Here is a 14,813-nt window from a genome sequence, read left to right as displayed (position 1 = left end):
TTTTAACGGCAGTTCATTAACTTCAGAGTAATGAACATGCTAGCAGATTGATTGTCGCGCTGGCGCTTTCGTTCTATCGTCTGGATTCGATAGCTCATTCCGGAGGCATGATGTCAACCGCCACAGCAGCGCCAGTGCAGCGGCAAAAACAATGGGACACGCGGCGCACCGAGAAACGCCGCCGCCTCGACGCCGTGCGCCACTACGCGAGCGGCCCCGTGCTGCAACAGGGCGACATGGTCGCCGTGCTCGAAGCGCTGCTCGCGCCGGGCGACCGCGTCGTCCTCGAAGGCAATAACCAGAAGCAGGCCGACTTCCTCGCCCGCATGCTGACCCAGGTCAACCCCGACAAGATCCACCATCTGCACCTGATCATGCCCAGCGTCAGCCTGCCCGAGCACCTGGACCTGTTCGAACGGGGCATCGCCCGCAAGCTCGATTTTTCGTTTGCCGGCACGCAAAGCCTGCGCATCGCCCAGTTCCTGCAGGATGGCTTGCTCGAGGTGGGCGCCATCCACACGTATATCGAACTGTATGCGCGCCTGTTCGTCGACCTCACGCCCAACGTCGTCATGGTGGCCGGCTACATGGCCGACCGCCAGGGCAATCTGTACACGGGCCCCAGCACCGAGGACACGCCGACCCTGGTGGAATCGGCCGCCTTCCGCGACGGCATCGTCATCGCCCAGGTGAACCAGATCGTGGACGACGTCAGCGACTTGCCCCGGGTTGACGTGCCCGGCTCGTGGATCGATTTCGTCGTGCAGTCCGACAAACCGTTCTTCATCGAACCGCTGTTTACCCGCGACCCGCGCGTGATCAAGCCCGTGCACGTGCTGATGGCCATGATGGCGATCCGCGGCGTGTATGAAAAACACCAGGTGCAGTCGCTCAATCACGGCATCGGTTTCAATACGGCCGCCATCGAGCTGATTTTGCCCACGTATGGCGAGCAGCTGGGTCTGAAGGGCAAGATTTGCCGCAACTGGGTGCTGAACCCCCATCCCACCCTGATCCCCGCCATCGAAACGGGCTGGGTCGAGAGCGTGCATTGCTTCGGCGCGGAGCTGGGCATGGAAGGCTATGCGGCCGCGCGGCCCGACGTGTTCTTCACGGGCCGCGACGGCTCGATGCGCTCGAACCGCGCCCTGTGCCAGCTGGCGGGCCAGTACGCGGTCGACCTGTTCATCGGCGCCACCTTGCAGATGGATGGCCTGGGCAATTCGTCCACCGTGACGAATGGCCGCCTGGCCGGCTTCGGCGGCGCGCCCAATATGGGCCACGACCCGCATGGCCGGCGCCACCCGACGCCGGCCTGGCTCGACCTGATCGAGACGGACGACCCGCTGGCGCGCGGCAGGAAGCTGGTGGTGCAGATGGTCGAGACGTTCCAGGACGGCGGCCAGCCGACGATCGTCGAATCGCTCGATGCCGTCGCCGTGGGCCAGGCCAGCGGCATGCCGCTCGCGCCCGTGATGATCTACGGCGACGACGTCACCCACGTGCTGACGGAAGAAGGCATCGCCTACCTGTACAAGGCCCGTTCGCTCGACGAGCGCAAGGCCATGCTGGCGGCGGTCGCGGGCGTGACGCCCATCGGCCTGCGCCACGACCCGAAAACGACGGCGGCATTGCGCGCCGACGGCCTGATCGCGCTGCCCGAGGATATCGGCGTGCAGCGCGGCGCAGCGAACCGCTCGCTGCTGGCCGCGAAAAGCATCGCCGACCTGGTCGAATGGTCCGACGGCCTGTATCAACCACCCGCCAAATTCAGGAGCTGGTAATGAGCACGATGATGACGACGATGACAATGACGCCGGTGCGGGAACGCTCGTTTGCGCTGGGGCGGCAGGTGCTGCAGGCGCTGCTCGATGAAGTGACCCTGACGCCGAAACCGGGCCTGGTCGATTTGCGCAGCCGGGGCGCGCACACGGACTTGAACTGGGCCCTGATGTGCCATTCGGCCTGCGTGCTGGAACCCGTGTTTGCCGCCATGGCCGACGCCGGCGCGCAGAGCGAAGACGACGACCTGCTGCGCCAGCGCATCGGCGCCATCGGCCGCGATGGCGAGGCGTTGATGCTGGCAGCAACGGGCGGCGTGAACACGCACCGGGGCGCCATCTGGGCGCTGGGCCTGCTGGCGACGGCGGCGGCGCAGCAGGGCGCGCGCGGCGCGTCGCTGGCGCCGCACGCCGTGGCGGCGCGGGCCGGCGCGCTGGCCCGGTTGCACGATCGTGGCGCGCCTGGCGCCACCGGCAACAAGGGCGAGCTGGCGTGCCGCCAGTACCAGGTGGACGGGGCGCGGGGCCAGGCCCGCGCCGGCTTTCCCCTCGTGACGGGTGCCGGACTGGCGCAGCTGCACGCCTCGCGGGCGCGCGGCGACAACGAAACGACGGCGCGCCTGAATGCCTTGCTGGCGATTATCAGCCAGCTGGACGACACCTGCGTGCTGTCGCGCGGCGGCGAGGCGGCCTTGCTGGACCTGCAGGCGGGAGCGGCGCGGGTGCTGGCGGCCGGCGGCGCGGCCACTGCGGCCGGCACGCAGGCGATGCTGGCGCTGGAATCGGTGGCGCTGGCGCGCGGCGTGTCGCCGGGCGGCGCGGCCGATCTGCTGGCGGCGACCCTGTTCCTGGACAGATTACAAGAAGGAGAAGCGCATGGAGACGCGTGACTACACATTCCCCGCCGGGCGGCCGGCATCGGGGCGCGCGCTGGCCGGCGTCGTCGGTTCGGGCGACCTGGAAGTGCTGCTGCAGCCCGCCGACGATGGCGTGACCCGCATCGTCGTCAACACCTCCGTCGACGGCAAGGGCGCCGTATGGTACGCGCTCTTGCTGCGCGTGTTCGGCGGCGAGCCGCTGCCGGCGGCGCGCATCGTCATCAACGATTGCGGCGCCACGCCGGGCGTGGTGCGCATGCGCATCGAGCAAGCCTACGAAGAATTGCAAGCGGGGAGGGCGGCATGAGTACATTACAACAACTGCTTGAGCGCGACAGCTTCATCGAACGGGGGGCGCGCAGCCGCGCTAAAGCCTTGCTGGATGCGGGCAGCATGCGCGAACTGCTCGATCCGTTCTGCGGCATCGCGTCGCCGTGGCTGCCGCAGCAGGGCGTCACGGCCCAGGCGGACGACGGCGTGGTGGTGGCCAAGGGCCTGTTCGACGGCCAGCCGGCCGTGGTGCTGGCCATCGAGGGCGCCTACCAGGGCGGCAGCATGGGCGAAGTGGGCGGCGCGAAGATCGCCGGCGCGCTGGAACTGGCGGCGCGCGACAACCGCCAGGGCGTGCCGACGCGCGCCGTGATCCTGTTCGAGACGGGCGGCGTGCGCCTGCAGGAAGCCAACCTGGGCCTGGCGGCGATTGCCGACATCCATGCCGCCATCGTCGACCTGCGCCGCTACCAGCCCGTCATCGGCATCACGGCCGGCACGGTGGGCTGCTACGGCGGCATGTCGATCGCTGCGGGCTTGTGCAGCTATTTAGTAGTGACGCGTGAAGCGCGACTGGGTCTCAATGGCCCCGCCGTGATCGAGCAGGAGGCGGGCGTGGACGAATTCGACTCGCGCAACAAGCCATTTATATGGAGCCTGACGGGCGGCGAACAGCGTTTTAAGAGCGGCCTGGCCGACGCCTATGTGGCGGACGACACGGCGCAGATGCGCGCCACGGTGGCCGAACTGTTCGCGCGCGGCGTGCCGGCCCGGCACCGCAGCGACCAGGCGGAAAGCTACCTGGCGCGCCTGGCCGATGTCGACGCGGCCGTGCAAGCCACGCCGGAAGCCGTACGTTTGATCTACAGCAAAGGAGCCGCAGCATGAACGCCATCACCGATACGAGCCGCGGCGCCGTCTGGCTGGCGGCACTCACGAATAACACTGCGCCGCTGGACGGCTATCCGCCTTCCGTGCGCGTGGTCGACGCGCCGCTGGCGGGCGAGCCGGCGCGCTACCTGGCCGTGCTGCCCGACCCGGACAACCGTTTTACGCGCGCCCGCACGGGTGAAATCGGCCTGGTCGAGGCGTGGCAGCTGGCGCGCGCCGTGCAGCAGGTGGTTGTTGAAGACCGCGACCTGGCCGTCAAGCGGCCGTTTGTTGCCGTCATCGACGTGGCCAGCCAGGCGTATGGCCGGCGCGAAGAGGCGTACGGCATCCACCAGGCGCTGGCCGGCGCGGCGGGGGCTTACGTCGAGGCGCGCCTGGCCGGCCATCCCGTCATCGGCCTGATCGTCGGCAAGGCCATGTCGGGCGCGTTCCTCGCGCACGGCTATCAGGCCAACCGCCTGATCGCGCTCGACGATCCGCAAGTGATGGTGCACGCCATGGGCAAGGCGTCGGCCGCGCGCATCACCCTGCGCACGGTGGCAGCGCTGGAAGCGCTGGCTGCGACGATTCCACCGATGGCTTATGACGTCAAGAATTACGCGACCCTGGGCCTGCTGTGGCAAACCTTGCAGGTGGCACAGCCGGACGCGCCGTCGGAGCTTGATCTGGCGCAGGTGCAGGGCAGCCTGCAGGCGGCGCTGGCCGACATCCGCGCCGATCCGGAAAGGGATCTTTCCAGCCGCCTGGGCGCGCCGCACCGCCAGGCGTCGGCAAAAGTCAGGGAGGTGCTACGGCAGCAGTGGTAAGTGAAATAACAGAGAAGACACCAAGTCATTCCTATTCCAATAACGGAGACAATCATGATCATTTACGGAACCGCACTGCTGGCCTTGTGCCATTTGCTCGGCATCTTCCTGGGCGACCTGCTCGGGCAGCTGATGGGCGTCAAGACCAACGTGGGCGGCGTGGGTATCGCCATGCTGCTGCTGATCTGCGCCCGGCTCTACATGCAGCGCCGCGCATGGCTGCCGCAGATGACGGAACGGGGCGTCGAATACTGGGGCGCCATGTATATTCCCGTGGTGGTGGCCATGGCGGCGCAGCAGGACGTGGTCGCGGCGCTGCGCGGCGGGCCGGTGGCCGTGCTGGCCGCCATCGGTTCCGTGGTCGTCTGCGGCGCCGTGATCTCGCTGATGAACCGGATGGAAACCGCGCGCATGGAAAACCCGGCCGCAGTCGCCGCTACCGATTCGGACCAGATTCTCGTCAAGGAGCACCGTCATGCTTGAAATCTTTGAAAAAGCCGCCATCCACAATGGCCTGGTGACGGCATTCGCCTTTGTCGGCCTGATCATGCTGGTCTCAATGGCGCTGTCGAAATACCTGACCTTCGGCCGCGTGCACGGCTCGGCCATCGCCATCGTGATCGGCCTGGGGCTCGCTTACTGGGGCGGCGTGCATAGCGGCGGCCACAAGGGCCTGGCCGATTTATCGCTGTTCGGCGGCATCGGCCTGATGGGCGGCGCCATGCTGCGCGATTTTGCCATCGTCGCCACCGCCTTCGAAGTGCAGGCGACCGAGGCGCGCAAGGCGGGCCTGATCGGCCTCGTGGCCCTGCTGCTGGGCGTGGTGCTGCCGTTTCTCGTCGGCGCCGGCGTCGCTTACGCGTTTGGCTATTCGGACGCCGTCAGCATGACCACCATCGGCGCCGGCGCCGTCACGTACATCGTCGGCCCCGTCACGGGCGCGGCCATCGGCGCCAGCTCGGACGTCATGGCCCTGAGCATCGCGGCAGGCCTCATCAAGGCCATCCTCGTGATGGTGGGCACGCCCGTCGCGGCGCGCTTCCTGCGCCTGAAGACGCCCCGTTCGGCGATGGTCTTCGGCGGCCTGGCCGGCACCGTCAGCGGCGTGTCGGCGGGCCTGGCCGCCACCGACCGCAAACTGGTGCCGTATGGCGCGCTGGTGGCCACCTTCCACACGGGCCTGGGCTGTCTGCTGGGACCTTCGCTGCTGTTCTTCGCCGTCAAGGCGGTGGTGGCCTGATGGACGCCTGGCGCGCGCATGATTTGCTGTGGGTGTCCGGCTTGCCGGACGGCGCATCCATGCCTGCCTGGGCCGATACCGGGTGGCTGGCCGCCGCGCCGCTGGTGGTGCGGCGCGCCAGCTGCGGGCCCGGGCGCATTCCCGTGGGTGTGCGCGGCCTGCTGCGCAGCGAGCGGCAGGCGTGCGAAGTGGAGGCGGTCGCCGTCGTGCGCCGCGTGACGCCGGAAATGCTGGCCTGCGCGCCAGTGCCTGATTTCTCCTGCGCCGCGCTGGACGCATTGCGGCAGGTCGCGCCCCTGCTCGACGCCACGGGCTGGGCCTGGGGACCGACGGGCGGCGTGGGATTTGCCCTGGCCAGCGGCTTGCCCGTGCTGCGGGCCGACAGCGACCTCGATCTTGTGCTGCGCCTTGCCGCGCCGCCGGACGCCGCGCAAGCCGAGGCCCTGCGCGCCATCGCGGAGACTGTCACGGCATGCCGGCTGGACCTGCAGATCGACACGGGCCATGGCGGCTTTGCGTATGCCGAGTGGGCGGCGGGGCGGGGCCGGGTCTTGCTGAAGACGGATCGCGGTCCCGTGCTGACGGCCACGCCATGGGAGCCGGCATGAGCGTGCTGTTCACCTTTCCCGGCCAGGGCGCCCAGACTCCGGGCATGCTGCACGCGCTGCACGCGCTGCCCGGCGACGCGGCGGTGGCCGATACCCTGGCCGAGGCGGCTGAAGTGCTGGGCTGCGATCCCTTGACGCTGGACACGGCTTGCGCGCTGGCGTCGACGCGGGCCGTGCAACTGTGTCTGCTGATCGCGGGCGTGGGCATGGCGCGCTCCTTGCGCGCGCGCGGGGCGCTGCCCGACATGGTGGCCGGCTTTTCCATCGGCGAGTATGCGGCGGCCGTCGTCGCCGGCGCGCTCGATTACGGCGATGCCGTGCGCCTGGTGGCGCGGCGCGGACAGTTGATGGAGCAGGCGTATCCCACCGGTTACGGCATGGCGGCCATCGTCGGCCTTGATCTGGCGCAACTCGAACCCTTGCTGGCCCGGGTACACGGCGCCGCCACGCCCGTGTATATCGCCAACCTGAATGCGCCGCGCCAGATCGCCATTGCCGGCAGCGAACCTGCCTTGGAGGCCGTGATGGCGCTGGCCCTCGCGCATGGCGCCGGCAAGGCCAAGCGCCTGGCCGTCAGCGTGCCGTCGCACTGCCCGCTGCTGGAAGGCGCCGCGCTGGACTTGCGCGCGGCTTTCGACGGCGTGGCCATGCGCCGGCCGTCGCTCGTCTACCTGAGCAGCAGTGCGGCGCGCGCGCTGTTCGACCCGGCGCGCATCCGCGACAGCCTGGCCGCCAACATGGCGCAACGCGTGCAGTGGGCCGCTACCGCGCGCCTGGCGTGGGAGCGGGGCGCCCGGCTGGCGCTGGAAATGCCCCCGGGCAGCGTGCTGACGCGCCTGACGTCCCCTGACTTCACGGATGGCGTGGCCGTCTGCTGCGACGGCAACCGGGGCGACAGCCTGCTGGCGCTGGTGGGGCGGGAGCGCAACGGCAGCGTGCCTTAAAGCCTGGCGCTCAGGCCAACTTGGAAGCCACGGCCCGGCAAGGGCGCGATGTATTTCAGTGGAGAGTTGTGCGGCCTGGCATCGACATTGAGCAGGTTGCTGCCGCTGATGAACACCTCGACGCTGGCAAACGGCGAATCCGGCACCTGCAGTGCGCGGCTTACCTGGAAGTTCACCATGGTGTAGCCGTCGAGCGGCACTTCCTCGCTGACGCTCTTGCCCAGGTACTTCTGCTTGTCGTAGCGGGTGCCTGACAACCGCGTCTTCCAGCCCTGGTTTTCCCACTGCAGATTGGCGCCGTAGCGGTTGGTGGGCATGTTGGGCAGGTAGGCGCCGTCATTGTGCGCGCGCAGCTTGTCGGGATTGTCCGCCTTGTTCTTGACCAGGTCAGCAAATGCGGAGAGGTTCAGCTTGCCGTAGGCGCCGAGTTGAACGGTCTGTGAGGCATCGATCTCGAATCCCTTGACCGTCGTATCGGTCTGCTTCCAGTATTTTAATGGCAGGCGATTGGCCATCTGGGCGCCCGAATGGCCAAGGTAGAGATAGTTCTCGTATTTCATGACGTAGCCCGTCGCGGACAGCTGGAAGCCGCGATTGGCGAACAAACCGGTCAGTTCCGTATTCCTCGCGCGCTCGGTCTTCAAGTCCTGATTTCCCTCTTCCTGGGTCATGATCGAATAGTGGCGGTTGCTCGCATACAACTCATTGACGTCGGGCGCTCTTTCCGACGCCGAGTAGCGCAGCTTTGCGCCGAACAGCTGGCCAAGCCTGGTTGAAGCGCCCAGGCTGTAGCTGTTCAGGCTGAACGACTTGTCCTCGAGTGTGGAGTTGCTCGCATTCCTCGACGTCCTGAATCCGCTCTTGCGGATATCGTGCTCCACGTTTTCATGGCGAAAGCCCGCATCGAAGGTGGCCCAGTCGAATTCCAGGTTTTGCTTGACGAACAGGGCGCGGCTGAGCGTGCTTGCGTCGGGCAGGTACAGTTGCGTCCCGCTGCCGGTGATATCCCTGGCCTTGTAGCTGAGGCCAAGCAAGCCGCTCAAGGGACCGGCGCGCCGCTGCGCCAGCAGGAGCTCGGCTTGATTCGTGTCAAACCGGTAGTCGTTGGCTTTGGTAGCGCCAAGACGCTCTCCCGACGCATTGTTCAGACGAGACACGCGCAATTGCGCGCTTTCCAGGTACGCAACAGGGTCGCGCAGATGCGCTTCCAGCGCATATTTATCCTGCTTGATGATCACGCCGACGGGCAGCCCCTCGTCATAGTTCGCCCCGAACGACTTGTTTTCCATGGAAAAGCCCGGCACGCCATATTCGCTTTCCTTCGCATCGAGGCTGACGGCCACGTAGCCGCGATCGAAAAAGTAGGTCGTGCCGATGCCAAAGTGGGCATTGCTGGCGTGGCTGTTGCCCAGGGTGCCGTGGTAATCGGGCGTGACGTCCTGGTTGATCTTGTTCTGGGTCATCGATGGCGTGCCCGGCACGTAGGCGGGGTTGGCCGGGTTGACGTAGGTCTTGCGCTGCCAGACGGAGGTCGGCTGATTGGTATAGAAGGAAAAATCGCCGTCCGCCCAGTCCGGATTTTCCTTCATGAACTGGTCGATAAACGGCTGCGACGCCTTGTTGTAGACCTGCTGGATCCGCGCTTCTTTCTGGCAACTGTCGGCCAAAAACGTATTCACGCCGCCCTTCGCAGGGAACAGCTGGCTGTTGCACACGCCGGCCTTGCTGTTGCCGGGAATATCGTAATGGCCGATCTTCTGGAATGACAGCTGCAGATTCGTCGAGAAGCGCTGCCCGTCGTTGAAATTCGCGCGCAAGCCTTGCGCATCGGCATCGTTGAAGCCCTTGCGCAGCACCAGTTCCACAACCTTCCGCGTGCTCTCCATCTTGCGGGAAACGAGGCCCGAATCGACGTCGACGCTGCCGCCGATCGCATTGCCGCCGAAACGCACGCTATCGGATGATTTGTTGACGGTGACGCTGCGCGCAAACAGGGGATCGAACGGGATGTTGATGTCGCCGCTGAGCGCATTCATGCCGAGGATGGACTGGCCGTCTTCGAGGATCTGCACGCGGCTGCCGCTCAGGCTGCGGATCACCGGTGCGCCCGCATTCGGCCCGAAGGCGCTGCTTTGCACGCCCGAGACATGCTCGAGCATGCCGCCCAGCGTCCAGTTCTGGGCTTGCGTATTCTCGACCAGAACGACGCTGTCGATGTTTGAAGGCTTGTCTGCCCGGACCTTGATGGTTTGCAGGGTGACGTCGTCTGCCGCATAAGCGAGCGGGGCGGTGGACAGCATGGCAGCTGCGAATACGTGATGGCGCATGGATCTCTCTAAAAAGGCGGAATGGGGTGCTGGCGCGGGATGCAGGCGCAGCGCGATGGCATAGATGCAATCGAGTTGCAATAATAGCCGGCACGCCATGCTAATGCAAGTAAACTGCATTTGAGTGTTTTGGATGGCTGGCGCACGGCAAGCGCGCAGCGCAGACGGCCGGCATGTGCCGGCGACTGTGGTGCAAAGTGCGGAGGTGCGAGGGGCGTTGCGCATTGCACATGATCGTGCCGGTGGCAAAGCGTGCGGCGCAGGCTGAGTCAGTCCGCCTGCGCCCTATGGGGCGCTACTTGAGGTGGGTGTCAGCGGCTTTTCGCCTGCAGCCGGCGTGCGCGGCGCTTTCTTTCCCAGATGACGATGCCCGTCACCGACAGCATGGCGACCATCAGCCCCATGCAGGACATCAAAATACGCCCCGGCAAGCCGAGGATGCGGCCCGAGTGCAGGGGGAATTGCAGTTGCACGAAGACGTCGGCGGCCGTGCCTTCCCACGGCTTGTGCTGGCCGATGATGCTGCCGTCCATGCCGTCGACGTACAGGTTCGACAAGCCCATGCCGGCCGCGCCGAACTCGTCAGCCGGGTCGAAGAACGAGACGTTGTAGAACAAATAATTGCCGCCGTAATAAATGCCGCCGATGGGCGCCGTGATGCCGCGCTGCACGGCTTGCTTTTTCGCGATGTCCACCGCCTGCTCGAAGCCGATGACGGGCGTGATGTAACTGCCGTACGGCGCCGGCGTCTGCGTTTCGTATGGTCCCGGCGTGGTGGTGGAGACCAGCGACATGACGGGATAAAACACTTCGCGGTACAGGTTCAGCGAGAACGACGTGAACGCGACGACGATGATGACGGCCCACACCCACAGGCCGCCCGCGCGGTGCAGATCGAAATTGAGCTTGTAGCCGCCGGCCGCCCAGCGCACCACCCACGACGGTTTCCACCGCTGCCACCAACTGGCGGCGTCGCGGTGGCGCGGCGCCTCGTCCGGGGCGCGCTGGCGCAAACGGCGCGGCGTGGTCAGATACAAGGCCACCATGCTGTCGAGCAGCCAGATGAGGGCCACGCTCCCCATCAGCCAGTAGCCCCAGCGGTCCGTGCCCCAGAACGCGGGCACGTGCAGGCTGTAGTGCAGGTGGCGCAGGAACGGCATCAGGCTGCGGCGCGACAGGGAAATGGCCGTCGAATCGCGCGTGCCCGTGATCTGCGCCGTGACGGGGTCGATGTAAACGGTGTTGTAGCCGAGCACGAACGGTTTATCCGTGGCCGGATCGGTCAGCGGGCGCACCATGAAGGCGGCCGCATGGCCTTCTTCCAGGCCCAGGGTTATGTAATTGACTTCCACGCGCGAATCGGCGGCCGCGACCTTGTGCGCCAGCGCGAACGGCGCCTGCAGGGGGCCGCGGCCCGGGGTGTCCATGATGTCGGCGTTGAGCCATTCATCGAGTTCATGGTCCCACGACGTGACGGCGCCCGTGAGTCCCGCGACGATGAGGAAGAGGGCGATGGTCAGGCCGGCCCAGCGGTGTATGACAGTCCAGAAAGCGCGCATGCGGTACAAACCTTCAACATGAAACCGGCTTGTTGCCGCCAGCAGGCGCCAGAGCGGCGCACAGGAAAACGCCAGGCATACGCCTGGTAGTTTGATAATGGGAATCGTTCTCATTATCCGCCGTGGCCAGGCGTTTGTCCAGCGCCAATGGTGTTGCCCAAGGTCAAATCGCGCATGTTAAGATGCTAGCAATAAATTAATTTACATTCCACATGGAAATATCCAAGGCTGAAGCGGCATGCGTATAGAAGATCGGAACAATGTCCGCGTAAGCGAACGCAGCGGTGCATCGCAGGCAGGCGCGGCAGCCACCATGGTATTCATGCATGGTTTTGGCTGCGACCAGACCATGTGGCGCTATCTGGAGCCGCTGTTCCGTCCCCGTTACCGCACCGTGCTGTTCGACCTGGTCGGCAGCGGCGCTTCGGATTTAGGTGCCTATGATTTTGATCGCTATGCGCGGCTCGACGCGCATGGCGCCGATTTGCGCCAGATCATTCATGCCGTCGGCGGCGGCCCCGTCATTTGCGTGGGCCATTCCGTCAGCGCCATGAGCGCCTTGCTGGCCAGCATCGCCGAGCCGGACCTGTTCGCCGCGCAAGTCATGCTGGCGCCGTCGCCGTGCTATGTCGACGATGCGGCGGCCGGCTACCGGGGCGGCTTCAGCCGTGCCGATATCGACGACTTGCTCGATGCCATGGACAGCAATTACCTGGGCTGGTCCGCCGGCATGGCGCCGGCCATCATGGGCGCGCCCGGCCAGCCGGCGCTGGGCAAAGACCTGGCAAGCAGCTTTTGCCGCACCGATCCCGCCATCGCCCGGCATTTCGCGCAAGCGACGTTTTTGTCCGATCACCGCGCCATCTTGCCGCACAACCGCACGCCGGCCCTGATCGTGCAATGCAGCGACGACTTCATCGCGCCGCCGCCCGTGGGCGTGTACTTGCGCGAAACGCTGCCGCACAGCAGCCTGCACGTGGTCGAGAATATAGGCCATTGCCCGCACATGAGCGTGCCCGATGCCAGCTACCGCGCCATCCGCCACTTTCTCGACGGCCTGCACCTGTAATGCGGGACGCGATGCCTTCCTTGCCTGATACCAGTACCTTGTTCCAGCACGCGGCCTGCGGCTTGTTGCTGTGCACGGCCGACGGGACCATCGTGCAGGCGAACGCCACCTTTTGCGGCTGGCTCGGTTATGGCGCCGGGGAATTGCTCGGGAAAAAGAAACTGCAGGACTTGCTGACCATCGGCGGGCGTGTGTTCCATCAGACGCACTGGCTGCCGCTGATGCAGGTGCAGGGCAGCGTGTCGGAAATCCTGCTCGACATGCGCCAGCGCCACGGGCAATCCATCCCCATGCTGTTCAACGCCGTGCGGCGCGTGCACGAGGGCGTGCGTTATGACGAGATCGCCGTCTTTGTCGCCAGCGACCGCCGCAAATACGAGCAGCAGCTGCAGTTGGCGCGCAAGGAAGCAGGCGAGCTCAACGACCAGTTGGCGGCCGCCGACCGGCGCAAGGACGAGTTCCTGGCGACCCTGGCGCACGAGTTGCGCAATCCGCTGGCGCCGATCCGCAACGTGCTGGAAGTGCTGCGCCTGGCGCAGCTGGACGACCCGCAGCTGCGCTGGGCCCGCGACGTGCTGGGACGGCAGGTGGGGCACATGACGCACCTGGTCGACGATCTGATGGAAGTGTCGCGCATCACGCGGGGGCGCCTGGAATTGCGCCGCGCCAGCGTGGAGCTGGCGCCCGTGGTGGAAGCGGCCCTGCACAGCGTGGCGGAGCTGGCGGCGCAGTCGGGCCACAAGGTGCACGTGGAGCAATGGCCGCAGCCGATCTGGCTCGACGCCGATGCCACGCGCCTGGGGCAGATGATCGCCAACCTGCTGACCAATGCCGTCAAGTACACGCCCGCCAACGGCGTCATCGGGCTGGAAGTGGCCTGCACGGATAACGAAGTACACATTACCGTGCGCGATTCGGGCATCGGCATCGCGCCCGAACACCTGGACACCGTCTTCGACATGTTTTCGCAGCTGGAGCCGGCCCTGTCGCGCGCGCAGGGCGGTCTGGGCATCGGCCTGTCGCTCGTGCGGGGGCTGGCCGAATTGCATGGCGGCAGCATCAGTGCGCGCAGCGACGGCGTGGGGCAGGGCAGCACGTTCGAGCTGCGCCTGCCGCTGCCCGCCGTGCCCCTGCAAGCGCCGCCCGAGCCCAATCGACGCCTGCTGGCCGGCACGCGCGAGGGCAAGGTGCTGGTCATCGACGACAGCGCCGACGCGGCAGAAAGCCTGGCGCTGGCGCTCGACATCCTCGGTTATGAAGTGCGCACGGCCTACGATGGCGCGGCTGGCATGGCGGCGGCGCAAACTTTTATGCCGCGCGTGATCCTGCTCGACATCGGCTTGCCGCACATGAACGGCTACGACGTGGCGCGGCTGTTGCGCAGCGAGCCCTGCGGCCAGCACGCCATCCTCGTGGCCGTCACGGGCTGGGGCCAGGACAAGGACCGCAAGATGGCGTCCGACGCGGGCTTTGACTTGCACCTGACCAAGCCCGTAGATTTTTATGAGCTCGATGCGGTGCTGCAAAAGATGCTGCAGGCGTAGTGAGCGCCATATGCTGTATCAACAATCATCGCGCAGCGTGATCCAGGAAGAATGGCATCTGCCTGACTTGCTGGATGGCGCCCGCGCGCTGCACGATGCCTTGCTCAATTATGCAGGCGATGGCGTGTATGCGGACCTGCTCCTTCCCTGGTTGCGCGACAATCCGCAGCTACTGGGCTGGCTGCGTTCATTTGCGCAAAGGCAAGGAAATCCTGTTCCGCCGGCAAGCAAAGAGGAATTGTGGGTACTCCACGCGTTCAGCCGCATAGGCCAGGTGCTGGTCTTGCCCTTGCAACAGGGGCGCGGCAATGGCGAAGGCTGGGCCGGACCACCGCTGTCGCTCGCCGAGTATGAGGCTTTCGTCGAGGCGCTGGGCATGACGGTGCTGCGGCCGGCACAATTTTCGCCTTTTTATCACGAGATAGTCGAGCTGCAGCCCGCTGGGTCTGCGCATGCGCGCGCCGCGATCTTGGCGTGGCGATGGCCGTGCGTGATGCTCGGCAACATGCTGTTTTCGCGTGGCGGCGTCGATGTCTGCGCTGGCAAGATAATTTTCAAGCCCGGCATCGCCGACGCATCGACGCTGTACTGGGCTGACCGCCGCAAGGGACGCCCTGTCAACGACCTGTCGCATGGATGGGGCAGCAATTCGCAATGGCGCACGTCATTCCGCCGCGACTATGTCGTCGGCGATACGCGACTTTACAATGTGGATGGCAAGTATGATCTGGCCACGAAAGGGGCCGATACGGCAGATGACGGCCGGTTTCCGGTGCTGACCCTGGCGGAAAGAATTGAGCTGCTGACGCAGCGATGCCTGGTCAGCAGCACGAAGGCCCATGATGAGCTGTAGCCCTATGACGACTGCTGGCGCGATTCGGCAGACAACGGCGGCG

14 protein-coding genes are annotated in these 14,813 nt (G+C 66.0%); 12 read left to right on the top strand and 2 right to left on the bottom strand.

From position 1 onward, the window contains the following. Nucleotides 1-110: 110 nt before the first annotated feature. From mdcA to mdcH, 9 genes are read left to right on the top strand one after another with little or no spacing between them, the layout of a single operon-like run. Nucleotides 111-1,784: a malonate decarboxylase subunit alpha gene (mdcA, locus tag AC1RBA_RS05145; protein ID WP_492416994.1), complete on the top strand. Its 1,674-nt coding sequence runs from the start codon at nt 111-113 to the stop codon at nt 1,782-1,784. Then, complete coding sequence (locus AC1RBA_RS05140) at nt 1,784-2,671, top strand: triphosphoribosyl-dephospho-CoA synthase (protein ID WP_492416992.1); 888 nt, start codon at nt 1,784-1,786, stop codon at nt 2,669-2,671. Before mdcA ends, AC1RBA_RS05140 begins: the two co-directional genes overlap by 1 nt. Then, nucleotides 2,658-2,966, top strand: coding sequence for a malonate decarboxylase subunit delta (locus tag AC1RBA_RS05135; protein WP_492416990.1), 309 nt, complete (start codon nt 2,658-2,660; stop codon nt 2,964-2,966). The genes AC1RBA_RS05140 and AC1RBA_RS05135 overlap by 14 nt, the downstream gene beginning before the upstream one ends. Then, the gene (locus tag AC1RBA_RS05130) at nt 2,963-3,817 is read left to right on the top strand and encodes a biotin-independent malonate decarboxylase subunit beta (protein WP_492416988.1); all 855 of its coding nucleotides are present in this window, start codon (nt 2,963-2,965) and stop codon (nt 3,815-3,817) included. The genes AC1RBA_RS05135 and AC1RBA_RS05130 overlap by 4 nt, the downstream gene beginning before the upstream one ends. Further along, nucleotides 3,814-4,626: a biotin-independent malonate decarboxylase subunit gamma gene (gene mdcE / locus AC1RBA_RS05125; protein ID WP_492416986.1), complete on the top strand. Its 813-nt coding sequence runs from the start codon at nt 3,814-3,816 to the stop codon at nt 4,624-4,626. The genes AC1RBA_RS05130 and mdcE overlap by 4 nt, the downstream gene beginning before the upstream one ends. 54 nt (nt 4,627-4,680) lie before the next feature. Beyond that, the gene (madL, locus tag AC1RBA_RS05120) at nt 4,681-5,109 is read left to right on the top strand and encodes a malonate transporter subunit MadL (protein ID WP_492416985.1); all 429 of its coding nucleotides are present in this window, start codon (nt 4,681-4,683) and stop codon (nt 5,107-5,109) included. Continuing rightward, entirely contained in the window at nt 5,102-5,866 is a 765-nt protein-coding gene (gene madM, locus AC1RBA_RS05115) for a malonate transporter subunit MadM (RefSeq protein WP_099408301.1), read from the top strand. The genes madL and madM overlap by 8 nt, the downstream gene beginning before the upstream one ends. Next, a complete protein-coding gene (locus AC1RBA_RS05110) occupies nt 5,866-6,474 on the top strand; it encodes a malonate decarboxylase holo-ACP synthase (protein ID WP_492416984.1) in 609 nt (202 codons plus the stop codon). Before madM ends, AC1RBA_RS05110 begins: the two co-directional genes overlap by 1 nt. Continuing rightward, nucleotides 6,471-7,418, top strand: a complete 948-nt coding sequence (mdcH, locus tag AC1RBA_RS05105; RefSeq protein WP_492416982.1) for a malonate decarboxylase subunit epsilon — start codon at nt 6,471-6,473, stop codon at nt 7,416-7,418. Before AC1RBA_RS05110 ends, mdcH begins: the two co-directional genes overlap by 4 nt. Here mdcH and AC1RBA_RS05100 read toward each other — a convergent pair. Continuing rightward, entirely contained in the window at nt 7,415-9,718 is a 2,304-nt protein-coding gene (locus tag AC1RBA_RS05100; RefSeq protein WP_492416980.1) for a TonB-dependent receptor, read from the bottom strand. The genes mdcH and AC1RBA_RS05100 overlap by 4 nt on opposite strands. A 338-nt stretch (nt 9,719-10,056) precedes the next feature. Further along, nucleotides 10,057-11,304 (bottom strand): PepSY-associated TM helix domain-containing protein, encoded by a 1,248-nt coding sequence (locus AC1RBA_RS05095; RefSeq protein WP_492416979.1) that lies wholly within the window; start codon nt 11,302-11,304, stop codon nt 10,057-10,059. Nucleotides 11,305-11,542: 238 nt separating this feature from the next. On the opposite strand from AC1RBA_RS05095, the gene AC1RBA_RS05090 reads away from it, so the two are divergent. The 3 genes from AC1RBA_RS05090 to AC1RBA_RS05080 are packed head-to-tail and all read left to right on the top strand — an operon-like array spanning nt 11,543 to nt 14,770. After that, a complete protein-coding gene (locus AC1RBA_RS05090) occupies nt 11,543-12,373 on the top strand; it encodes an alpha/beta fold hydrolase (RefSeq protein WP_230506006.1) in 831 nt (276 codons plus the stop codon). A gap of 11 nt (nt 12,374-12,384) precedes the next feature. Further along, the gene (locus AC1RBA_RS05085) at nt 12,385-13,917 is read left to right on the top strand and encodes a hybrid sensor histidine kinase/response regulator (protein WP_492416977.1); all 1,533 of its coding nucleotides are present in this window, start codon (nt 12,385-12,387) and stop codon (nt 13,915-13,917) included. Nucleotides 13,918-13,927: 10 nt separating this feature from the next. Continuing rightward, the gene (locus tag AC1RBA_RS05080; protein ID WP_492416976.1) at nt 13,928-14,770 is read left to right on the top strand and encodes a hypothetical protein; all 843 of its coding nucleotides are present in this window, start codon (nt 13,928-13,930) and stop codon (nt 14,768-14,770) included. Nucleotides 14,771-14,813: the final 43 nt, after the last annotated feature.

The organism is Janthinobacterium sp. GW823-FHT03B06 (assembly GCF_058796955.1).
This window is presented reverse-complemented; position numbering and strand designations above follow the sequence as displayed.

Coding starts and splice junctions, on each gene's coding strand:
- mdcA (WP_492416994.1), top strand. CDS start 111: ATGTCAACCGCCACAGCAGCGCCAGTGCAGCGGCAAAAACAATGGGAC.
- AC1RBA_RS05140 (WP_492416992.1), top strand. CDS start 1,784: ATGAGCACGATGATGACGACGATGACAATGACGCCGGTGCGGGAACGC.
- AC1RBA_RS05135 (WP_492416990.1), top strand. CDS start 2,658: ATGGAGACGCGTGACTACACATTCCCCGCCGGGCGGCCGGCATCGGGG.
- AC1RBA_RS05130 (WP_492416988.1), top strand. CDS start 2,963: ATGAGTACATTACAACAACTGCTTGAGCGCGACAGCTTCATCGAACGG.
- mdcE (WP_492416986.1), top strand. CDS start 3,814: ATGAACGCCATCACCGATACGAGCCGCGGCGCCGTCTGGCTGGCGGCA.
- madL (WP_492416985.1), top strand. CDS start 4,681: ATGATCATTTACGGAACCGCACTGCTGGCCTTGTGCCATTTGCTCGGC.
- madM (WP_099408301.1), top strand. CDS start 5,102: ATGCTTGAAATCTTTGAAAAAGCCGCCATCCACAATGGCCTGGTGACG.
- AC1RBA_RS05110 (WP_492416984.1), top strand. CDS start 5,866: ATGGACGCCTGGCGCGCGCATGATTTGCTGTGGGTGTCCGGCTTGCCG.
- mdcH (WP_492416982.1), top strand. CDS start 6,471: ATGAGCGTGCTGTTCACCTTTCCCGGCCAGGGCGCCCAGACTCCGGGC.
- AC1RBA_RS05100 (WP_492416980.1), bottom strand. CDS start 9,718: ATGCTGTCCACCGCCCCGCTCGCTTATGCGGCAGACGACGTCACCCTG.
- AC1RBA_RS05095 (WP_492416979.1), bottom strand. CDS start 11,304: ATGCGCGCTTTCTGGACTGTCATACACCGCTGGGCCGGCCTGACCATC.
- AC1RBA_RS05090 (WP_230506006.1), top strand. CDS start 11,543: ATGCGTATAGAAGATCGGAACAATGTCCGCGTAAGCGAACGCAGCGGT.
- AC1RBA_RS05085 (WP_492416977.1), top strand. CDS start 12,385: ATGCCTTCCTTGCCTGATACCAGTACCTTGTTCCAGCACGCGGCCTGC.
- AC1RBA_RS05080 (WP_492416976.1), top strand. CDS start 13,928: ATGCTGTATCAACAATCATCGCGCAGCGTGATCCAGGAAGAATGGCAT.